Annotated in this window: 18 protein-coding genes; 7 read left to right on the plus strand and 11 right to left on the minus strand. The window is 72.6% G+C overall.

All coding sequences use genetic code 11. The annotated features are described in order from the left end of the window. Positions 1–11: 11 nt before the first annotated feature. From ACFZB3_RS12490 to ACFZB3_RS12505, 4 genes are all read right to left on the minus strand, one after another. Positions 12–992, minus strand: coding sequence for a pyridoxal-phosphate dependent enzyme (locus ACFZB3_RS12490; RefSeq protein WP_391373683.1), 981 nt, complete (start codon positions 990–992; stop codon positions 12–14). A gap of 114 nt (positions 993–1,106) precedes the next feature. Continuing rightward, a complete protein-coding gene (locus tag ACFZB3_RS12495) occupies positions 1,107–1,637 on the minus strand; it encodes a hypothetical protein (protein WP_391373686.1) in 531 nt (176 codons plus the stop codon). 198 nt (positions 1,638–1,835) lie between these two features. Next, positions 1,836–2,390 (minus strand): hypothetical protein, encoded by a 555-nt coding sequence (locus ACFZB3_RS12500; protein WP_391373689.1) that lies wholly within the window; start codon positions 2,388–2,390, stop codon positions 1,836–1,838. Positions 2,391–2,799: 409 nt separating this feature from the next. Next, the gene (locus tag ACFZB3_RS12505; RefSeq protein ID WP_391373692.1) at positions 2,800–3,489 is read right to left on the minus strand and encodes a TetR/AcrR family transcriptional regulator C-terminal domain-containing protein; all 690 of its coding nucleotides are present in this window, start codon (positions 3,487–3,489) and stop codon (positions 2,800–2,802) included. A gap of 145 nt (positions 3,490–3,634) precedes the next feature. On the opposite strand from ACFZB3_RS12505, the gene ACFZB3_RS12510 reads away from it, so the two are divergent. Together ACFZB3_RS12510 and ACFZB3_RS12515 are read left to right on the plus strand one after the other, a co-directional pair. Then, positions 3,635–4,702: a zinc-binding dehydrogenase gene (locus tag ACFZB3_RS12510; RefSeq protein ID WP_391373695.1), complete on the plus strand. Its 1,068-nt coding sequence runs from the start codon at positions 3,635–3,637 to the stop codon at positions 4,700–4,702. A gap of 181 nt (positions 4,703–4,883) precedes the next feature. Beyond that, positions 4,884–5,336 (plus strand): hypothetical protein, encoded by a 453-nt coding sequence (locus ACFZB3_RS12515; protein WP_391373698.1) that lies wholly within the window; start codon positions 4,884–4,886, stop codon positions 5,334–5,336. Positions 5,337–5,402: 66 nt separating this feature from the next. Here the strand turns inward: ACFZB3_RS12515 and ACFZB3_RS12520 are convergent, their stop codons facing one another. Beyond that, a complete protein-coding gene (locus ACFZB3_RS12520) occupies positions 5,403–5,720 on the minus strand; it encodes a hypothetical protein (RefSeq protein ID WP_391373701.1) in 318 nt (105 codons plus the stop codon). A 445-nt stretch (positions 5,721–6,165) separates the two neighbouring features. Between ACFZB3_RS12520 and ACFZB3_RS12525 the strand changes: the two genes are divergently transcribed. Genes ACFZB3_RS12525 through ACFZB3_RS12535 form a run of 3 tightly spaced genes read left to right on the plus strand, consistent with a single transcriptional unit; the run spans position 6,166 to position 8,325 of the window. After that, positions 6,166–6,750, plus strand: a complete 585-nt coding sequence (locus ACFZB3_RS12525; protein WP_391373704.1) for a dihydrofolate reductase family protein — start codon at positions 6,166–6,168, stop codon at positions 6,748–6,750. Positions 6,751–6,760: 10 nt separating this feature from the next. Then, positions 6,761–7,105, plus strand: a complete 345-nt coding sequence (locus tag ACFZB3_RS12530) for a YciI family protein (protein ID WP_391373707.1) — start codon at positions 6,761–6,763, stop codon at positions 7,103–7,105. Between the two features lie 8 nt (positions 7,106–7,113). Then, positions 7,114–8,325: a sigma-70 family RNA polymerase sigma factor gene (locus ACFZB3_RS12535; RefSeq protein WP_391373710.1), complete on the plus strand. Its 1,212-nt coding sequence runs from the start codon at positions 7,114–7,116 to the stop codon at positions 8,323–8,325. A 198-nt stretch (positions 8,326–8,523) separates the two neighbouring features. Here the strand turns inward: ACFZB3_RS12535 and ACFZB3_RS12540 are convergent, their stop codons facing one another. Further along, positions 8,524–10,959: a SpoIIE family protein phosphatase gene (locus ACFZB3_RS12540; protein WP_391373713.1), complete on the minus strand. Its 2,436-nt coding sequence runs from the start codon at positions 10,957–10,959 to the stop codon at positions 8,524–8,526. Positions 10,960–11,158: 199 nt separating this feature from the next. Next, complete coding sequence (locus ACFZB3_RS12545; RefSeq protein ID WP_391373716.1) at positions 11,159–12,403, minus strand: GNAT family N-acetyltransferase; 1,245 nt, start codon at positions 12,401–12,403, stop codon at positions 11,159–11,161. A gap of 313 nt (positions 12,404–12,716) precedes the next feature. Here ACFZB3_RS12545 and ACFZB3_RS12550 point away from each other — a divergent pair, with 313 nt between their 5' ends. Continuing rightward, complete coding sequence (locus tag ACFZB3_RS12550; RefSeq protein ID WP_391373719.1) at positions 12,717–13,976, plus strand: vanadium-dependent haloperoxidase; 1,260 nt, start codon at positions 12,717–12,719, stop codon at positions 13,974–13,976. A 248-nt stretch (positions 13,977–14,224) separates the two neighbouring features. Here the strand turns inward: ACFZB3_RS12550 and ACFZB3_RS12555 are convergent, their stop codons facing one another. The 4 genes from ACFZB3_RS12555 to ACFZB3_RS12570 all read right to left on the minus strand — a co-directional run bounded on the left by ACFZB3_RS12555 (position 14,225) and on the right by ACFZB3_RS12570 (position 18,999). Continuing rightward, positions 14,225–14,533: a hypothetical protein gene (locus ACFZB3_RS12555; RefSeq protein ID WP_391373722.1), complete on the minus strand. Its 309-nt coding sequence runs from the start codon at positions 14,531–14,533 to the stop codon at positions 14,225–14,227. 176 nt (positions 14,534–14,709) lie between these two features. Further along, positions 14,710–15,993, minus strand: a complete 1,284-nt coding sequence (locus ACFZB3_RS12560) for a GNAT family N-acetyltransferase (protein WP_391373724.1) — start codon at positions 15,991–15,993, stop codon at positions 14,710–14,712. Positions 15,994–16,070: 77 nt separating this feature from the next. Next, positions 16,071–17,705, minus strand: coding sequence for a M48 family metalloprotease (locus tag ACFZB3_RS12565; RefSeq protein ID WP_391373726.1), 1,635 nt, complete (start codon positions 17,703–17,705; stop codon positions 16,071–16,073). Between the two features lie 175 nt (positions 17,706–17,880). Then, the gene (locus ACFZB3_RS12570) at positions 17,881–18,999 is read right to left on the minus strand and encodes a hypothetical protein (RefSeq protein ID WP_391373729.1); all 1,119 of its coding nucleotides are present in this window, start codon (positions 18,997–18,999) and stop codon (positions 17,881–17,883) included. Between the two features lie 119 nt (positions 19,000–19,118). On the opposite strand from ACFZB3_RS12570, the gene ACFZB3_RS12575 reads away from it, so the two are divergent. Next, entirely contained in the window at positions 19,119–20,276 is a 1,158-nt protein-coding gene (locus ACFZB3_RS12575; RefSeq protein ID WP_391373732.1) for a cystathionine gamma-synthase, read from the plus strand. Positions 20,277–20,278: the final 2 nt, after the last annotated feature.

Here is a 20,278-nt window from a genome sequence, read left to right on the forward strand (position 1 = left end):
GGCGCACCGCGTCAGGACCCGTGGACGGGAGCGGCGCCGACCCAGCGGTGGTAGGCGTCCACGTCGACGTTGCTGCCGCACACGATGGTGACCACGTGCCGGCCGGTGAAGCGGTCGCGGTCCTCCAGGACCGCCGCGATGCCGAGCGCGGCCGACGGCTCCACGACGAGGCCGGCGTGGTGGAGGAGCATCCGCATACCGGCGACGATCGACTCCTCCCGGACCAGGACGGCGTCGTCGGCGACGAGGAGAAGGTCGTCCAGGACCGCAGGGACGGGGTGCCGGCCGGCGACGCCGTCGGCGATGGTGTCGGCCGAGTCCGTGGTGACCACGTGCCGCTCGCGCCACGAGCGCGTCATCGCCGGCGCGCCCAGCGGCTGGACGCAGATCACCTCGACCCCGGGCGCCGCGGCCTTCACCACGTGCCCCACACCGGTGGCCAGCGCCCCGCCGCCGAGCGCGATCAGGACGGCGTCGAACGACGGCGCGGTGCCGACCAGTTCCAGGCCGATGGTCGCCGCGCCCTCGCAGGTCTCGATGTCCAGGCTGTCCTCGACCAGCCGGATGCCGTCGCGGTGCGCGATGGCCGCCGCCCGCTCGCGGGCCGTCTCGTGGTCGCCGTCGACCAGTTCGAGCCCGGCGCCCAGCGCGCGGATGCGGTCGAGCTTGGCCGCGGTCGCGAAGCGCGAGGCCACGACGGTCACGTCGAGTCCTCGGACGCGACCGGACCAGGCGAGGGCCTGGCCGAGGTTGCCCGCGCTCGCACACACCACGGCCGGCACCCCGCGCTCGACGAGCAGGCTCGCGACCACCTCGGTGCCGCGGGCCTTGAAGCTGCGGACCGGGTTCGCCGTTTCGAGCTTGACGCTCACCGCGCATCCGAGGACGGGTTCCAGCGCCTCACAGCGGTACAGCGGAGTGTCCAGAAAAACCGGGTCGATCACCCGGCGAGCCGCCCGGATCCGAGCGGTGTCGAGGCGTGTCCCCTGCATGAAGCAGCAGCGTAGCGCCGCCGGGCCGCCGGTCCCCTCCGGGAGAAGGCGCGGGACCCCGCTGCAGCCGGCCGGCAACGGGAGTGTCCCGGCCCGGCCGGAAGCTCCGTGGCGTCACATGCCCCGGCAGGCCGTGGCCTTGAACTGCGTCATGGGGACGGCGATCACGGATTCGTCGCCGTCGTCCGAGATGTTGTCGTAGAGGACCTCTCCCGGAGCGAGCCGGTCCCGGTCGGCCCGGGTGAAGGAGACGCTGCCCGCCGACCAGGAGTTGTCCTTGGTCCAGCCGTACAGGGTGTAGGTGGTTCCGGCGGTGAGCGGACGGAGAGCCCGGGTCGTGGTCCAGCCGGCGCCCGGGGAATCGAGGGACCAGATGACGAGACCGGACTTGAGGGAGCGGTCGGACGTCCATTCGCCGGCCTTCACCGCCTTGTCGGGGTCGGCGTTGTCCACGTAGAGGGTCGCGCCGTCGATGTGATGCCCGCAGATCATCATGACGCCGAGCAGATGCCCGTCGCCGGTCACGGAGACACCGGCGACGGCGTCGACGGGCACCGTGCACCCGGAGGTCGCCGCCAGAGCGACGCCGACCAGGACGGCGCCGAAGAAGCGCCGGAACACCGGCCGTGAAGTGGTCGGCCGCACAGCTCCCCCCTGCCCGGAGGGCGCACGGACCCCCTGATCCCGGATGGTAGGGGCGGGCACCGCCGGGCGGCAGCGCCGCCGCCCACCCGATGCGCCCTCGTTGCCGCCCCGTATCCGCCTGGCCTGCCACCCCCGTTGCCCGGCCGCCTCCGCGAGACGGAACGGTCCCGGCGAACCTCGGGGGGCACGGGCCCGTCGTCAGGCGCTCAGCCGCTTCCGGTCACCCATCACCACGACGGGGTGAAGACGGGGATCGAGGGTGTGCAGCAGGGCCTTCATGCCGGACTCGGGAACGGTGACACAGGCGGACGTGCCGTCGCCGTGATCCAGGTGCAGCCATATGCCGCCGCCCTTCTCCACCCCGTCGGGACGGCTCCAGTCGAACGGCGGGACACCGGTGAGCCGGTTGTAGTCGACGGCGATGACGTAGTCGAAGTCGTGGACGTGCTCGTCACCGTCCTCGATCATCGAGGCGAAGGCGTTGTCGTCGTACCAGTAGTGCAAGCGGCTGCCCGGATCCTTGAGCGACCCTCCCGCATCCGTCAGGGAGAACACGCCCACGGGACTGCGCTCGTCGTCCATGCGGTGGTCGGTCGTCCAGCCCAGCCTGCCGTTGTGCGCGGGCCAACTGCCGCTGCGTCTCCAGGCAGTGCCCTGCTTCTCGTAGAGCACGACGGTGCTCTCGGCGGAGTCCGCGCCGTCGCCGTAGACGACCACGGCCTGGTGGGCGCCGGCCGGTACCCGCTTGCTCATGCGGTTTCCGACACCCGGAAGGCGCGGGCCCCTTTCCGGGCCGGGGGAGCCGGGCGCGGCCGGGTTGTTGACACCGGGGGCACCGACGCTGCTCCTGTGCCCGCCGGTGCCGGCGCACCCCGCGGTGCCGGCCAGCAGTACCCCGCAGGCGAGAGCCACGGATATGGCATGACGCGCACCGCCGCGTCGCACCGGCAGGGAACAGGGCTGTATCTCAGAGGATGTCCGCATGAGCAGGATCCTGCGGCGGGCCGTTCCGGCACGCACTCCGAGGACGGCAACCGGCCTAGCGGCCGGGCGGACCCGCGGGCCAGGACCTGCTGTCGGGGGATCAGCCCGTCATCCGCGAAGGTGACCGGGCGGTGCCACGCCGCCCACGGCAGCCTTCACGCCCCTCCGTGCCGGTTCGTCAGCCCGCCGCCCGCTGGAGGCCGTCGAGGACGAGGTCCAGCCCGAACGCGAACTCGTCGCCGTAGGCGTACCCGGGACGCATGACGTGGGCGGTCGCGATCTCGGTCAGGTACGGGTACTCGCCGTCGCCGAAGCCGCTCATGATGGACTCCGCCAACTCGGCGGTCTGCTCCGGGGTGTCGAAGGGCAGGGTCTTCTCCTGCTGGGCGAACCCGTAGATGTAGCTGTCGAGGACCGAGACGGCGTGGGCGGTCAGGGCGAGGGAGAACCCGCCCCGGCGCAGGCAGCCGAGAACGGCGTCGTGGTGGCGCAGGGTGGCCGGGCCCGGCGCGGACCGTGACTCCATCAGCCCGATCGCCCACCGGTGACGGGACAGCACCTGGCGCATGGAGAAGGCCCGCTGCCGCATCGCCTGCCGCCAGTCGTCCCCCGGCGTGGGCAGGTCGACCTCGCCGAAGACCAGGTCGACCATGCCGTCGAGCAGGTCCTCCTTGTGGGCCACGTGGTTGTACAGGGACATCGCCTCGACCCCGACGGCCTCGCCGAGCCTGCGCATGCTGAGCGTCCCCAGGCCGCCGGCGTCGGCGATCTCGACGGCGGCGGTCAGCACCCGCTGCCGGGTGAGCGGTTCGCGGGTCGGCTGCCGGGTCGGCTGCCCGGTCGGCTGCCGGGCGGTGCGTCGGGTCACGGTGGGCGGTCACTTCCTCTCGCGGTCTCTCGCGGTCTCCCGCCGTTGACGAGCTTACGCAGTAAGTGCTGTACTTACGGCGTAAGTGAACGCTTACACCGTAAGTATCGAGGCCATGCGATGGGGGGCAGTGACGATGCGGAACGTGGGCGAGACGATCGCAACCACCGGTGGGACCCGGACGATGGCCGCCGTCGTCCAGGAGCGCTACGGCGCCGAGCCGGAAGCGGTGCTGCGCATGGCACGGCTCGCCCGGCCCGGCGCGGGACCGGGCGAGGTGCTGGTCCGGGTGCGGGCCTCCAGCGTCGACCGGGGCACCTGGCACCTGATGGCCGGCCTGCCCTACGCGGTCCGGCCGGTGAGCGGGCTGCGCGGGCCGAAGCTCCCCAACCCCGGCCGCAACATCGCCGGTGTCGTCGAGGCGGTCGGCTCCGGCGTGACGGGCTTCGCGCCCGGCGACGAGGTCTACGGCACGGCTGCCGCCGCGTTCGCCGAATACGCCGTCGCGCGGCCCGACCGGATCGCCCCCAAGCCGGCCGGGCTCACCTTCGAGGAGGCGGCGACCGTACCCGTCAGCGCGCTCACCGCACTCCAGGCGGTGCGGGACAAGGGCCGTGTCCAGGAGGGCCAGCAGGTCCTGATCACGGGGGCCGCCGGCGGCGTGGGCACCTTCGCCGTCCAGCTCGCCCGGTTCCTCGGGGCCCGTGTCACGGCCGTCGCGAGCACCCCCAAGCTCGATGCCGTACGGGCACTGGGCGCCGACCGCGTGATCGACTACACGCGCGAGGACTTCCTCGCCGGCCCGCAACGCTACGACGCCGTCGTCGACATCGCGGGCAACCGATGTCTGCGGGACCTGCGTCGGGCCCTCACACCCCGCGGCAGGCTGGTCATCACCGGCGGCGAGACGGACGGCCGCTGGCTCGGCGGCACCGACCGGCAGCTGCGCGCGCAGCTGCTGTCACCGTTCACCAGTCGTCACCTGGGCACCTTCATCGCCTCCGAGCATGCCGACGGGCTCCGCGACCTGACCGCTCTCGTCGACGCGGGCGCGCTCCGCCCTGTCGTGGACCGTGTCTACCCTCTCGCCGAGACCGCCGCGGCCGTCCGCCACCTGCTCGACGGCAGCGTCACAGGCAAGCTGGCGCTCGCACTGCCCGCCGGTGATCACCTCGGCGCCACATCCGACGCCGAGCGCGAAGCGGCCGGCTGAACCACCCAACGGCCGCTTGAACCACCCAACGGCCGACCGAGTGCCCCGAGTGAACCGAGGGCCAGAAACGACGGCTTGACCCAAGCCGAGCCTTGCTCGAAGACCTTGCCGGACGGAGCGGCGGCGCTCCGGTTTCTCCGCGGACTCCCGAACGGTTGTGCAGGCTGGCAGGATGGTCGGCATGGAGATCATTCCAGGACAGGGCGTGGCCCTCGTCAGGATCGGCGATCCGCGCTCGCAGGTCGAGGAGCGCGTCGGGGCCCCGTACCACGGCCCAGGCGGACAGCGGGCCGTCTACACCACCTCACCCACGCTGGTGATCACCTACGCGGCTGACGAGACGGTCGAACTCGTGGAGATCGGCTACAGCGGCGAGGGCGGCGATGCCGAAGCGCACTACGACGGGGTCCAGCTGACGCATCGTTTTCTGGACGACGTCGTCGCGGACCTCCACGCGCTGGGGCACTCCAGCACACCCTCGGACATCGGCCACGACTTCCACGCCGGCTTCTCCGTGTGGTCCATGCACTCGTTGTGGGCACGCGACCTCGACCCGGAGGCCGGTGAGGACGACGAACGCGCGGTCTCCGAAGGGGTCTCGGTGGCGCCGTACGCCTACTTCACCGAAGGGTAGGGAGCGGCAGGGGGGCCGCGGGCATGCCCGGGGCGCGAACGCACTCCGGTGCCGCCCCTCCGCGGCTCAGCCGGTGTGCCGGTCCGCGGAGAGCAGCCACTGCCGGCGTCGACGTTCCGTGACGAGGGCGGCGGCCACCAGGAGAGACACGAGGACTGCCGCGTAGGTCGGCCATGCCGGCCATGCGGCGATCACGGCGGCAGCGAGCCGGAGCAGCACGAGCAGGATCGTGACCGTACCCGGGACAGGGATGATCACCTGAGCCTTGTCGCCCGGAGTGGAGAAGACGGTCGGGAGCCCGATCAGCGCCACCACCGCCAGGACGGCGAGCAGCCACGAGTACGTGGACAGGGCGTAGTCGACGCGGCGGCGGGGCCCCGGCATGTGCGTGACGCTCTGTCAGCCCGTCCGCGAGCAGACGGCGCAGGGAGTAGGCCGGCACCTTGTCGCTGACACCTCCGATGACGGCACGCGACGCGCGGCGCCGGCGCGGTCCGGGGCGGAGCGCCGCCGGCACCACGGGGTCCCGGGTACGGGCGAAGAGATCGGTGCCCGCACGCAGGCGGCAGTCGGCGACCAGCTCATGACCGTGGATGTCGTCATCGGTCATCTCGCCGTCCGGCATCGCGCGTCTGTCCCGCACTGAGGGGAAGCCGCTGATCGACAGCTTTCGACGCAGGTAAAAGCCGTGATCGTGAGCGATGGCGGCTTCGGTGGTGACCCAGCCGGAAATTTGGTGGCATGGATGGTGTCGATTTCGGCGGGGCCCGTTCGTGTAGGGGGCGAGCCGGGCCGCACAAGAGCGGTCCGCCAAGGACAGGGGCAGGTCATGCGGACGATCACGGCGACGATGTCGGTCACCCTCGATGGAGTGGTCCAGGGCCTTGGCCGCCCGGACGAGGACACCCGCGGCGGATTCACCCACGGAGGCTGGGGCGGGAAGTACAACGACCAGGTCATGGGCAGGGAGATGGGCAGGAGCATGGCCAAGCCCACCGACATGCTCTTCGGCCACCGCACCTGGAACGACTTCATCGGCGCGTGGGCAGGTGCGACCGACGGCAACCCGTTCACCACGCACATGAACAAGGCCACGAAGTACGTCGTGTCCCGGACCCTGAAGGACGCCGACGCCTGGCAGAACTCGACCCTGCTCAGCGGGGAGGCGGCCGAGACCGTGGCCGAACTCAAGGCCGGCACCGGCAACGACCTGTCGATCATCGGTAGCGCCTCGCTCATCCACTCCCTGCACGCCGCCGCGCTGATCGACCACTACCAGCTGCTGATCCACCCGCTGACCCTGGGCGGCGGCACGCGCCTGTTCGAGGGCCCCGCGCCGCTGACCGAGTTCGAGCTCACCGACTCCGTCACCACCACCAAGGGCGTGATCATCGCCCGTTACTCCCGCCGATAGGGGAGGAGCCGTGCCCCAGTACCTGCTCGCCATCCAGCAGCCGGACGGTCCACCGCCCGACGCCGAGACCATGGCCGAGGTCATCTCCGCTCTGCACCGGTTGAACGAGGAACTGCGCGAGAGCGGCTCGTGGGTGTTCACCGGTGGCCTGCACCCTCCCGGCACGGCCACCGTCGTGCGCGCCGACGGCATGTTCACCGACGGCCCGTACGTCGAGGGCAAGGAGCACATCGGTGGGATCTGGGTGATCACCGCGCCCGACCTGGACGCGGCGCTCTCCTGGGGCCGCAAGGCGGCAGCCGCCACCACGCTGCCGATCGAGGTCCGCCCCTTCCAGGACGTCGAACCGTATTGAGCACCACCATGACGCCGCAGGAGATCGCGGCCGTCTTCCGCGCCGAGTACGGCAGAGCCGTCGCCGTACTCGTGCGCGGGCTCGGCGACATCACCCTGGCCGAGGACGCGGTCGCCGACGCCTTCGAGACCGCACTCGTCAGGTGGCCGGTCGACGGCGCCCCACCCCGGCCGGTCGGCTGGATCATCACCACCGCCCGCAACCGGGCCGTCGACCACCTGCGCCGCGAGAACGCCCGCGCGCACAAACACGCCGAGGCCGCCCTCATCCAGGCTCCGGCAGCCGAACCCGTCGAGGAGGGCGCCGTGCCGGACGACCGTCTGCGGCTCGTCTTCACCTGCTGCCACCCGGCCCTGGCCCGCCCCGCCCAGGTCGCGCTCACCCTGCGCCTGCTCGGCGGCCTCACCACACCCGAGATCGCCCGTGCCTTCCTCGTGCCCGAAGCCACCATGGCGCAGCGGCTGGTACGGGCCAAGGCGAAGATTCGCGACGCACACATCCCCTACCGGGTGCCGTACGACGCCGACCTGCCCGAACGCCTCGGCGCGGTGCTCGCGGTGCTCTTCCTCATCTTCAACGAGGGCTACGTCGCCACCTCCGGCGCACAGCTCGCCCGCGGCGAACTCTGCGTCGAAGCGATCCGGCTGGCCCGCCTGCTGGTCGAGCTGATGCCCGACGAGCCGGAGGCAGCGGGCCTGCTCGCGCTGATGCTGCTGACCGAGGCACGCCGCCCCGCCCGCACCGACGCCGACGGCGCCCTCGTACGCCTCGCCGACCAGGACCGCTCGCTGTGGGACGCCGACCTGATCGCCCAGGGCAGGGCGATCGTGCGCGCCTGCCTGCGCCGCAACCGGCCCGGCCGCTACCAGCTGCTCGCCGCGATCAACGCCGTGCACACCGACCCGGTCACCGACTGGACGCAGATTCTCACGCTCTACGACCAACTCGTCCGACTCGATCCCGGTCCGGTGGTCGCGCTCAACCGCGCGATCGCCCTCGCCGAGATCGAAGGCCCCGCGGCGGCGCTTCGGCTGGTGGACGACCTGGACCTCGAAGCCTTCCACCTGTTCCACGCAGTCCGCGGCGACCTCCTCGCCCGCCTCGGGCGGACCGGCGAGGCCCGGCAGGCCTTCGACACCGCGGCCTCGCTCACCGACAACCGGACGGAACACACCTACCTGACCGCCCGACGCGACCAGCTCGGCGAAACCCCCGGCTGACCTCACTGCGGCGGGTGCCCCCCCCAGACCAACTCGCCCGGCCGACTCACGCTCTACACACGCCGCGTCGCGTGCGCCGATTTCAGGGGAGTACGCCTGGTAAACGGTGATTGGGGATGGCGAGTGGGACGCACGCCCGTTCGCCGTCGTGGCACCGGTGGTCGGGCGGATGCCTTCTGTGGTGGTGGGGGACGTGGGTCACGCGGGCGGCAGTGGCTGTTCCGTCCAGACGGTCTTGCCCTCGTGGGCGTAGCGGGTGCCCCAGCGCTCGGTGAGCTGTGCGACCAGGAAGAGCCCGCGTCCGCCCTCGTCCGTGCTGCGGGCCCGCCGGAGATGCGGGGCGGTGTGGCTGGTGTCGGACACCTCGCAGATCAGGCAGTGCGTACGGATGAGGCGCAGGACGACGGGACCGGCCGCGTACCGGTAGGCGTTGGTGACGAGTTCGCTGGCGACCAGCTCGGTGGTGAAGGCGAGTTCGGACAGCCCCCATTCGGTCAGTGCCGCCGTGGCCAGCTCCCTGGCACGGGCGGCGGAGGTCGCTTCCAGGGGCAACTGCCACGAGGCGACGTCCTGGGGCCGCAGTACCCGGGTACGGGCGATGAGCAGCGCGACGTCGTCGCTGGGGAGGTGGCCCTTGGGCAGCAGCGCTTCGACAACGGCGTGGCAGGTCTGTTCCAGGGGGTCGGTGGTGTGGGTGAGACACGCGTGCAGGTCCATGAGCGCGGCGTCCACGTCGCCGTTGCGCGCCTCCAGGAGACCGTTGGTGTAGAGCGTGAGCAGGGTGCCCTCGGGGAGGTCGAGTTCGTACGTCTCGAACGGCAGTCCGCCCAGGCCCAGTGGCGGCCCCGCGGGCAGTTCGAGCACGGTCACCTCGCCGTCCGGGGTGGACACGACCGGCGCCGGGTGGCCGGCGCGGGCCAGGGAGCAGTGCCGGGAGACCGGGTCGTAGACCGCGTAGAGGCAGGTGGCCCCGAGCACCTGCTCGATCGCCGAGTGGTTGCCGTCGGCGTTCGCCTCCTGCTCGGTGGCCAGCAGACTGACCAGGTCGTCCAGCCGCGCCACCACTTCGTCCGGCTCCAGGTCGAGGCTGGCCAGGGTGCGCGCCGAGGCACGCAGACGGCCCATCGATGCCGCGGCGTGGATCCCGTGGCCGACCACGTCGCCCACCACCAGGGCGACCCGGGCACCCGACAACGGGATCACGTCGAACCAGTCGCCGCCGATGCCCGGTTCACCGCTCGCGGGGAGATACCGGCAGGCCACCTCCACCGCCGGCAGGTCGGACGCCACGCTCGGCAGCAGACTGCGCTGCAGGGTCAGGGCGGCGCTCTGCTGCTGGGTGAAGCGGCGCGCGTTGTCGATGCAGACGGCCGCCCGCGAGGAGAGTTCCTCGGCCACGGTCGCGTCGCCGTCCTCGAACGGCTCCGCGTTGCGCGACCGCCACAGGCTCACCACGCCCAGGACGAGGCCGCGCGCGACCAGGGGCACCGCGATCAGCGAATGCACGCCGAGACCCGAGGCGATCTCGATCCGCCGCCGGTCCATTGCGTACCACTCGGGGCGCAGGGACAGCAGCCCTTCGAGAATCGGGCGACGCTCGGCCAGGCACCGCGCCTGCGGAGATTCCGGCAGCAGCGGTACCACCTCGCCCTCCTGGAACGGGACCCGGCGTTCCGGTGGCGCGAGGGCGGCCCGGAGCAGCGGACCCGCCGCACCCGGCACCGGTTCGTCACCGATCGTCACCGGCTCAAGGAGGTCCACCGAGCAGTGGTCGGCCATGCCGTGGACGACGACCTCGGCCAGTTCCCGAGCGGTCTGTGTGACGTCCAGCGAGGTTCCGATCCGGGCGCTCGCCTTGTTCAGCAGGGCGAGCCGGCGTTGCGCCCGGTAACGTTCGGTCACGTCCTCGATCGTCTCCGCCACGCCGAGGACCTTGCCCGAGGGGTCCTCCATCCGGAACGCGGAGACGGACACGATCCGCTCCCGGCCCGGATCGTGGCGTGCGCGGGCGGACTGCTCCGTGAAGATCAGCGGTTCGCCGGTCTCCAGGACGTGCCGGACGCGTTCGTCCGCCGGACCCGCGTCCTCGTCGACCATGAATTCGCGGGGCCGGTGGCCCACCGGCGCCTCGGCCGGGACGCCGCTCGCCTTTTCGACCGCACGGTTGACCCGGATCACTCTCCGGTCGGGGTCGTACGTGACCAGACCGATCGGGGACCGGCGGTACAGGCCGTCCAGCAGCGCACGGTCCCGCTGCCAGGCGATGACCTCCGCGGCGGGAGCACCGACCAGGAGCCACTCCTGACCACCCCCCTCGCGGGCGACCGCCCGGGCCCGGAACGCCATCTCGGTGCGGTGTCCGTCGCGGTGCAGGACGGGCAGGACGCCGAACCAGCCCCCCGACTTCACGGCGTCCACGACCACGGACCGCACGACGGCCACGTCACGGTCGTCGACCAGGAGGTCCCGCCATGCCCGGCCGAGCACCTTCCCGGCCGGATAGCCCAGCAACTCCTCCGCGCGTACACTCCAGCCGACCACGGTGCCTTGATCGTCGAGCACGGCCGAGGCCCCACGTCCGAGGGCGAACGGATCCTCGGGGCTCTCGCTGAAATGCATCGACGGCGTCCCCATAGCCACACCACCTTGCCTCCGTCATTCCGATGTTCCTCCCCGTCGTCCCCGTCCGCGACTCTCCCGCTCCGCCCGGCCCGGGGCTTCGGCAGGAGTGCAGGGGCGGCCGGCGCGCGGTCGCAACCGGTGCGGGCGGTTCGGTACTGGCGCGGGCAGTTCGGAACCGGTGCGGGCAGTTCAGGCACCGGTGCAGGCGGTTTCAGAACCAGTGCAGGCAGTGCGGCGGGCGGTCGGCGCGGAAGAGGGCGTCGGCGAGGGCGGCCGCGTCCGGGCGGTGGGCCCGGACGTGTCCGGCACGTACGAGCGTGCTCGGGGCGGTGCCGCCGAGGTAGAGGGAGCCCAGGTCGCGCACGTCCAGGGACAGGTCGGGCCGCCGGTCCGTGGGGACGCAGTCGGCCTTGCCGTCCCGGACGGTCAGCAGGTAGCGGCCGTGTTCGCCGAGGAACGGGTCGTCGATGTCGAGGACGAGCTCGCCGTCCGCGCACCAGCCGCGCGCGGTCAGGGCCCGCGGGACGTCCAGCAGCCGTACCCAGAGCCAGTCGGTGTCGCCGCTCACCTCGCCGGCGCGGAAGTCCGCGAACTGCCAGCGCAGCGGGTGCCCGGGCGGGACGTGCTTGAACACGACCTGCGAGACCAGATCGTGCCCGAGTACGAACCGGGCCAGGTCCGTGAAGACGGCGTCGTCGGTGCCGATCGTCTCGTCGACCGTCAGGGTGCCGGACTCCAGCGAGTAGCTGGCGTACCCGTCCGGGACCCCGTCGGGGTCCCGGTGGACGGCGACGTAGCGGGGCGCCGGTGAGATCGGGGGCTGCCCGGCGCGCAGGGTCCACCAGCGGTGCGGCCGGGACAGCGCGCCGGGCTGGGCGCGGCGGTACCGGTCGTAGACCTCTTCCAGGATCTCGCCGCATTCGGCACGGCGCAGTACCTCGACCGAGCCGCTGCCCGAGCCGGTCGCCGCGGGGGCGGACGCTGCGGGGGCGGCCGCCGCGTGCGCCCGGGGAACGGTGAGGGCGGCCCGGTGGCGGGGCACCGTCAGCCGCGCCGTGTAGGTCGCCGGTCCGTAGCCGAACCTGCCGTAGATCGGGGCCTCGGAGGCCAGCAGCACGGAGAGGAACTCCCCGCGGGCCCGCAGGTCGGCGAGCTGCTGCCGCATCATCGCGCTGAGCACGCCCCGGCGCCGGTGCGAGGGCAGGACGCCGACGGCGGTCACCCCGGCGGCCGGGACGAGGGTCTCGCCGGGCAGGGTGAGCTCGAAGGAGTACGCGGCGGCGGTGCCGACGGGCCGCCCGTCCGCCGTCAGCGCGAGCAGGCAGCGGTCCACCTCCAGCGCCGACCACCAGAGCCCGCCGCCCTCGACCGGAGGTTCCGGAAAGAGCCCGAACGCGGCGTGGACCGTGTCGACGAAGACGTCGAAATCCCTGTCGGTCGTGGGACGGATCTCCATCGGTGTCGCTGCCTCCTCGGGATACGCACCACGACTCGTGGCGTCCGGCCACAGTGCAGCGTCGCCCCACAGCCCAGGGCAAGCGATTTACGGCCGCGCCAGGCGGCCCTTGCCCACTGCCCTTCGCGGCGGGTGGTGAGGCGTGCGGGCGGGGGGCACCCCGAGCCTGTCCGGTTCGCGGCGAGTTGTCTTGATCGCGCAGTGGGCCGTTGCTAAGCCTTGGGCACTCGACCCCAGTGAGGACGCCGTGTATCAAGAGCCCTCTCGCCCCGGTCCTCCGCGCTCCCGCGCCAGGGGACTCGTCTGCGCCGTCGTGGCCGCCGCCCTCGTGACGCTCACCGCCGCGACGAGCCCGGCCGGCGCGGACGCCCGGACCGCGGCGGACCCGGCAGCCGTGGTCCGCGAGTGGAACGCCGTCGCCACCGACACGATCAAGACCAGTCTCGGCCCGCGCCCCTCCGGGCAGGCGGCGATCTGGGAGGGGTTCGTCTCCGTCGCCGTGTACAACGCAGTGGTGGGGATCGAAGGCGGCTACGCCCTGTACAAGTGGCGCGAGCGCGGTCCGACCAGGGCTTCCTCCGCGGCGGCCGCCGCCACCGCGGCCCACGACGTGCTGCTCGCCTGCTTCCCCGCCTTCAAGGGGCGGCTCGACGCCGCCTACGCGGACTCGCTCGCCGCGCTTCCGGCCGGCCAGGCCAGGGACCGGGGCGTCGACTACGGGAAGCGCGCCGCCGCCCGCGTCATCGAACTCCGGGAAGGGGACGGAAGGTTCGCGGACGTCCCGTTCACCGCCTCGCCGGCACCGGGCGTCTGGCGGCCCACCCCGCCCGCGTTCCAGCCCTTCATCGACACCTGGCTCGCGAGGCTCCGCCCCCTCCTGCTCGCCTCCCCGCAGCAGTTCCGCCCCGGCGGACCACCCGCCCTCTCCTCGGCCGCCTACGCGCGGGACGTCCAGGAGCTGAAGGCCATGGGCGGGAAGACCGGCTCGGGCAGAACCGCGCGGCAGACCGAGACCGCCCTCTTCTTCAGCGGCAACCTGGTCGAACAGGCCCAGACCGCCGTACGGGACCACGCCGCCCGGCACCGGCTCGGCATCGCCGAGACGGCCCGGCTGTTCGCCGCGGTGAACGCGGCGGCGACCGACGCCGTCGTCACGGCCTGGGACGCCAAGCTCCACTACGGCACCTGGCGGCCGATCACCGCCATCCGCCTCGCCGACACCGACGGCAACCCCGCGACGACGGCGGACCCGGCGTGGGAGCCGCTGCTCCTCACCCCACCGCACCCCGACTACGTCGCCGGCCACACGACCGTCGCCGCGGCCGTGGTGCGCGCCCTGACCGGAGTCCTCGGCACCTCGCACATCGACCTCTACGTCCCCTCCGAGGTCACCGGCACCACGCGGTACTACGGTTCCGCCGACGACCTCGACCGGGACGTCGTCGACGCCCGGGTGTGGGGCGGCGTCCACTCCCGCACGGCGGACGTGGCCGGCCGCCGGGCCGGCACCCGCGTGGCCGCCTGGGCGCTGGACCACTACTTCCAGCCGCTCGCCAGGAACGGCACCACCTGAACCGCGGAGCCCGTGAGCGGGGCTCGACGACCTGCCTCAAGCCCCGCTCACAGCCCCTTCCCCGCACGGCTCGCCACCCGGTGGTACCCAGGGGTACCCACCGGTCCCCGGTGGTACCCGTGGGACGACTCAGCCGACACCGTCACCCCTCCTGCCGCCTTCGACGCCGAGGGCCTCGACCGGCTTCGAACGGCTCCGATCGCGCGCTCAGCCCGCCGAAGCTCCTCGCCGTGTTCGCGCTCATCGCGTCACAGGAGGCTCTCGTCCCGTACGACCCACCCCGCGCCCAACTCCCGGCGCAGGGTCTCCAACGCGGCGTTCGCGCGCCGCTTGAAGGCTTGCAGTTCGTCGTCGGACCACGGGGACGGATCCGGCGGATAGTCCCAGTCGATCGACGACTGGTACCACTCGCTCAGTCCCGCCAGCTCGGCCCGCGTCTCCTCGCTGATCGGCAGGCGCGACAGATCACAGGGGTAGCCGTACGGGCTGGCCATGTCCTCGGGCCACAACGGAGTGTCCACTCCGGCCTCGAAGAAGTACCGCAGACAGTGGACCATGCCCCACCCTCTCCCACGCTTGCCGATCGCCCTGCTGACCGTAACCACGACACCACGTCAGCGGGGCCGGTTGCGGACGGCGACGCCACGCAGATTCTCCGGGTACCCGCTCCGACCGCCGGTACGGTGCGTGCGGCATGGCCGCGCTACCCGGACGGTGCTGGATGCCGTCCGCCTCAGAGACGGCGGTACTTGTCGATGTCCTCCGCGAATTCCTGGATGGCCTGTGCGGTGAGTGTGGGGCGCGTGTCGGCGATGGCGCTCATGTAGTCCTCGGTCGTCGCCGGCCGGCCCTGGCGGTGGGTGACTTCGCGCTCGAATGCCGCCTGTGCGCCCTTGCGGGCGGCGAATTCGATGTCGGCCGGGGTGAACAGCTCGCTCGCCCCGACGAGTTGGGCGATGTCCACCGAATCGGCGGAGGCCTTGAGGTACCGGCTCCAGATCGCCGCGCGGGCGGTTGCGTCCGGCGGGCCGATGGGGATGACGTAGTCGAACCGGCCCGGCCGCAGGAACGCCGCGTCGAGGGAGCGGACCGAGTTGGTCGCGCAGGCCAGCAGCCGTGCGTCGTGCTCGCGGAAGATGGGGATGAGCTTGAGCAGCTCGTTGGTCACGCCGTGCCCGGGATCGACCGCCTTTCCGGAGCGCGCGCCGGCGATCTCCTCGACCTCGTCGATGAAGAGCAGGACCGAGTCCAGTTCCGCCAGGTCCGCGAAGACCTCCCGCAGCGCCACGGCCAGGCCCTCGCTGGTGTCGGCCGCGAGCCGGGACGGGAAGAGTTCCACGAACGGCCAGCCGAGCCGTGAGGCCACCGCTTTGGCGAAGCTGGTCTTTCCGGTCCCCGGCGGGCCGAACAGGATGATCGCCTTGGGCGGGGCGACGCCGTAGCGGTCCGCCAGCGCCGGTTCGGTCAGCGGGAGCACGACACGGCGTTCGACGACCTGCTTCTCCTCCTCCATGCCGGCCATGGCGTTCCAGAGGCCCTCGGGCAGCATGCGCCCGCCCAGTGCCGCGAGGACCTCCGCGTTGGCGGTGTCCACGGGTTCGAGTTTCTCGTAGTAGGTGAGCCCGTCACGGAACCGGTAGCCGGAGTTCTCCAGAGCCTTCGTCCCCGCCGCGTCGGCGGGCAGCAGCGCGCTGATGTGGCGGACGCCCAGCGCCCGCAGGCGCCGCTCCAGATCGGAGAGCAGGGCGCTCCCGATCCCGCGCTCGCGCCAGCGGGAGGAGAGCGCCACCAGGAGGATCCACCCCCGCTTTCCGTACGCCTGTGCCACCGCCATGCCGACCAGTTCGTCGCCGACGACGGCGACGACCGCCGGCTGTCCGGCCTTGGCCGCCGTCATGACCTCGGAGACCGCGAACACCTGGTCCTCGTCGGCCCGGCGGCTCTGATCCCAGATGTCGATGGCCTGGTCGAGATCGTCTTCGTGGTATTCGCGCAGGTGCCAAGCAGGCATCGCCATCACCTCACACGGCGCGGGAGTCCCATTGTTCTCTCCGCGGCCCCGCCTGACGAACCGAGGCGGGGCCCGTGGCGGGGTCAGGCCGGCTGCGGGGTCGGCGGCAGCAGTGCCCGTAGCGGGCCGGTGTCGGGGTGGTCGGCCAGCGCGGCGGCCACCGCGGCGTGGAGCGCGGCCTCCGTGCCCGCCTCGCCGTCGAGGTCGGACGCGGAGCCCGGCAGCCGTACCGCCGCCGGGCGCGACCAGGAGAACTCCCAGTGCAGCAGCGACCGCGCGCTGAACTCGGCCAGCACCATGCTCCGGAGCGCGTCCCGCAGCACCGGCCGTACGGACTCCCGGAACGCCCGGTCCTGCGCAGTCGCCGTCTGCCCCGACGAGGGCAGCCGCTGCGCCAGCTGCCACAGCTGGCCCTCGTCGATCACCCTGAGCAGCGCGGGCAGCGTCGGCCGGTCCTCGGTGTGGAAGGCGAGCGCCCGGTGCAGCGGGGTGTCGAGCGAGGCCAGCCCCGCGGCCATCGACGAACTCAGCAACTGCTCCCACTCCCCGGCCCGCTCGAACCGCCGTACCTCGTCGGTCAGCACCGCGTCCTCCAGCACGGCCAGGGTCCGGGCCGGGTCGGCGAGGAGGGCGAGGGCCGGGCCGCCGTCCTGCTCGCCGCGCCCGTCGGCGGGCAGTTCCTCGATCCGCCGCACCCGGTCGGCGATCGGCGGATGCGAGTCGTACGGCGATCGGGGCTCCACCGGCAGCTTCTCCCGCAGCCCCGCCAGTTCCGTCCCGCGCGCCGTCAGCATCCGGCCGAAGCCGCCGAAGAACTGCCCGCGCGGCGGCAGCTGCCGGGCCGGCAGGCCGAGCGTCGCGTACGCGTCGAGGTAGAAGCCGTGGGCGGCGGACAGGACCGGGATCTCACGGAGCGCCGACGCCGTCGCGTCCCGGCCGGCGATCCGCGCGGCGGCCAGGTCCGCGGCGTACTCCTGCGCGCGGGCCGTCGACAGCGTGGCCCGCATGTACAGCTTCGCGTACGCCGTGTAGACCGCCGCCATCAGCCGGTACGTGATGCCGGCGCCGGCGGTGTCGATCCTCTTGGCCTGCCTGCCCTTCGCGGTGCGCCGTGCGGCGGCCTTCTCCTGCCGGGCGCGCTCGGCGGCCTCCTTGCTGTCGGCCCGCGCGTGGAAGTGCCCGACGGTCCGCGCGATCTGCACCCGGCCGCGCACGGCGAGCGCCGACAGCCGGGTGTCACCGCCGGTGAAGTGGCCGTACTCATGGGCGAGTACGGCCTTCAGCCCGGCCTCGGTCAGCCCGGTCAGGAGCGGCACGCCCAGGTAGAGGCGGCGCGGTCCGGGGCGCAGGCCGAGCAGCCGGGGCTCCTCGCCGACCGCCGCGTTGACGTCACCGGTGAGCACGACGGCGTCCGGCGCACGTGTGCCGGTGGCCGCGGCGAGCTCCCGCAGCAGCGCCCACAGCCGGGGCTCGTCGGCCTCCGTGACCGGGAGGCCGGGCGGGTCCTCGCCCTTGGGGGAGCGCAGCATGAACATGCCTCTGACGACCGGGATCGCCAGCAGCAGGGAGACGATCACGATCTTCCCGGCGAAGGCGTCGGGCGCCCACCTCACCGCCGCCGCGTCGACGGCGGCCACCACCGCCAGCAGCACGAGGCTCAGCAAGTAGAAACCGCACAGCAGAACGAGGGCGCGCAGCGCCCGCAGAGTTGCGCCCATCGGGCAGATCCCCCCACAGGACCCCGGGAGACGGGGCCGACCACAGCCAACAGAAAACGAACGGGAGTGTGCAGGCGGCGCGACGGCGCCTCGCACGGCCGGTCAAGCGCCCGGGGTCCCGCGCGCCCCCCACCGGCCCGCACCCGGCGAACGACCGTCTCTCCGGCCGGCGCCCTCAGGTGTGCAGCGTCGCCGGGCTGCCGCCGTTCGCCTCGTAGCCCGCCACCGCCAGTGCGCGGAAGAGGGCGAACTCGGCGGCCGGGTTCGCGGACAGCGTCCAGGGGAGGGCGCCGACATGCCCGTCGACCCGTATCAGCTCGCCCATGGCCTCCGCCCAGCGCTCCGAGCGGACCAGGAAGAAGACCAGCAGGTGACGCACGTGTGCGAGCATCGGGTCGTCCTGGCGGGCCGAGTGCACCGCGTGCAGGGCGCCGTGCACCGCCTTGGTGACGACCTCGCTCTGGTACAGGCTCGCCACCAGGTTCACCTCGGGCAGGTGCTCGAAGACCGCGAACAGCGGCATCGCGGCCAGCAGCGAACCCTGCGGGGCGCGGGCGGCGGCGGCCTCGGCGAAGGAGTACGCCAGCTCGCGCGAGCCGTGCCACTTCTCGCACCAGTAGTGCAGCGCCGCCAGGTGCGCCCCCATGTGTGTCGGCGCGCGGTCCAGGATCTTCAGCCACAGCTGCTCGAACTCGGACTGCGAGTAGTTCAGCCCGCGCGCCACCGACAGCTCGACGACGTACGGCACCGGGTCGCCGGGGGAGAGCAGCGCCGCCTGCCCGCAGGCGTCCCTGGCCTCCTCCATGATGATCCGGAAGTCGTCGGTGCCGGGCGTCGACGTCCGCCACGCCTGCTGGACCAGGAACTCCGCGTGCACGGCCGCGCCGCCCGCGTCCTTGGGCTGCTCGGCCCGCCAGACCCGCAGCCACTGCCCGCCCGGCGTCTCGCTGACCCCGCCCGGCCGCTCCTTCAGCTCCAGCGCCGCCGCACCGGCGAAGGCCTGCACGCGCTGCCAGCGCAGCTCGCCCGCGATCTCCGTGCCCGCGAGCAGCTGCGCGGCCGCCCGGTAGTCCTGGGTGCGCTGCACGACGTCGAGGACGTCCAGCAGGTCCTGGTCGGGGCCGGGCATGCGGATGTCCAGGTCCTCCTCGCGCACGAAGCCGTAGTCCGCCGGGTCGGCGGCGTCCGGGTGGCTCGGGTGGACCTGCTCGATCATGCCGCGCCGCCGCCGCAGGACGGGGAGCAGCACGAAGCTCAGCAGGAGCGCCGCCATCAGGGCCCAGAGAATCGCCATGCGTCAAGCGAACCAGACGGCGCCGACAATTGGCCAACCGGTGCCCTGACCTGTGGACAACCGGCGGCCCGGCCTGTGGACGACGCACCGGGGCCGTCGGAGCACTAGGCTCGTCGACCATGAGCGACAGGCACCACATCAGTCAGCACTTCGAGACGCTCGCCATCCACGCGGGCAACACGGCGGACCCCCTCACCGGTGCGGTCGTACCGCCGATCTACCAGGTCTCGACCTACAAGCAGGACGGCGTCGGCGGCCTGCGCGGCGGCTACGAGTACAGCCGGAGCGCCAACCCGACCAGGACCGCCCTGGAGGAGAACCTCGCCGCCCTGGAAGGCGGGCGGCGCGGGCTCGCGTTCGCGTCCGGGCTGGCGGCCGAGGACGCCCTGCTGCGCACGCTGCTCAGCCCCGGCGACCACGTGGTCATCCCGAACGACGCCTACGGCGGCACCTTCCGGCTGTTCGCGAAGGTCGTCTCCCGGTGGGGCGTGGAGTGGTCCGTCGCCGACACCAGCGACCCGTCGGCCGTGCGGGCCGCGATCACCCCGAAGACCAGGGCGGTGTGGGTGGAGACCCCCTCCAACCCGCTGCTCGGCATCACCGACATCGCCGCCGTCGCCCAGGTCGCCCACGACGCGGGCGCCCGGCTCGTCGTCGACAACACCTTCGCCACGCCCTACCTCCAGCAGCCGCTCTCCCTCGGCGCGGACGTCGTCGTGCACTCGCTGACGAAGTACATGGGCGGTCACTCGGACGTGGTCGGCGGCGCGCTGATCGTGTCGGACCAGACGCTCGGCGAGGAGCTGGCCTACCACCAGAACGCGATGGGCGCGGTCGCCGGGCCGTTCGACTCGTGGCTGGTGCTGCGCGGTACCAAGACGCTCGCGGTGCGCATGGACCGGCACAGCGAGAACGCCACGAAGATCGCCGACATGCTGAGCCGGCACGCGCGCGTGACGCGGGTCCTGTACCCGGGCCTGCCCGAGCACCCGGGGCACGAGACCGCCGCCAAGCAGATGAAGGCGTTCGGCGGCATGGTGTCCTTCCAGGTCACGGGCGGCGAGGAGGCGGCCGTCGAGGTCTGCAACCGCGCGAAGGTGTTCACGCTCGGCGAGTCCCTGGGCGGCGTCGAGTCCCTGATCGAGCACCCGGGGCGCATGACGCACGCCTCGGCGGCCGGCTCCGCGCTGGAGGTGCCCGCCGACCTGGTGCGCCTGTCCGTGGGCATCGAGAACGTCGACGACCTGCTGGAAGACCTCCAGCAGGCGCTCGGCTGATC

The sequence above is a fragment of the Streptomyces sp. NPDC008092 genome (genome assembly GCF_042957285.1).
Taxonomy (GTDB): domain Bacteria; phylum Actinomycetota; class Actinomycetes; order Streptomycetales; family Streptomycetaceae; genus Streptomyces.

Coding starts and splice junctions, on each gene's coding strand:
- ACFZB3_RS12490 (WP_391373683.1), bottom strand. CDS start 992: ATGCAGGGGACACGCCTCGACACCGCTCGGATCCGGGCGGCTCGCCGG.
- ACFZB3_RS12500 (WP_391373689.1), bottom strand. CDS start 2,390: ATGAGCAAGCGGGTACCGGCCGGCGCCCACCAGGCCGTGGTCGTCTAC.
- ACFZB3_RS12515 (WP_391373698.1), top strand. CDS start 4,884: ATGGAGATCATTCCAGGACAGGGCGTGGCCCTCGTCAGGATCGGCGAT.
- ACFZB3_RS12520 (WP_391373701.1), bottom strand. CDS start 5,720: ATGCCGGGGCCCCGCCGCCGCGTCGACTACGCCCTGTCCACGTACTCG.
- ACFZB3_RS12525 (WP_391373704.1), top strand. CDS start 6,166: ATGCGGACGATCACGGCGACGATGTCGGTCACCCTCGATGGAGTGGTC.
- ACFZB3_RS12535 (WP_391373710.1), top strand. CDS start 7,114: ATGACGCCGCAGGAGATCGCGGCCGTCTTCCGCGCCGAGTACGGCAGA.
- ACFZB3_RS12540 (WP_391373713.1), bottom strand. CDS start 10,959: ATGGGGACGCCGTCGATGCATTTCAGCGAGAGCCCCGAGGATCCGTTC.
- ACFZB3_RS12545 (WP_391373716.1), bottom strand. CDS start 12,403: ATGGAGATCCGTCCCACGACCGACAGGGATTTCGACGTCTTCGTCGAC.
- ACFZB3_RS12555 (WP_391373722.1), bottom strand. CDS start 14,533: ATGGTCCACTGTCTGCGGTACTTCTTCGAGGCCGGAGTGGACACTCCG.
- ACFZB3_RS12560 (WP_391373724.1), bottom strand. CDS start 15,993: ATGGCGATGCCTGCTTGGCACCTGCGCGAATACCACGAAGACGATCTC.
- ACFZB3_RS12565 (WP_391373726.1), bottom strand. CDS start 17,705: ATGGGCGCAACTCTGCGGGCGCTGCGCGCCCTCGTTCTGCTGTGCGGT.
- ACFZB3_RS12570 (WP_391373729.1), bottom strand. CDS start 18,999: ATGGCGATTCTCTGGGCCCTGATGGCGGCGCTCCTGCTGAGCTTCGTG.
- ACFZB3_RS12575 (WP_391373732.1), top strand. CDS start 19,119: ATGAGCGACAGGCACCACATCAGTCAGCACTTCGAGACGCTCGCCATC.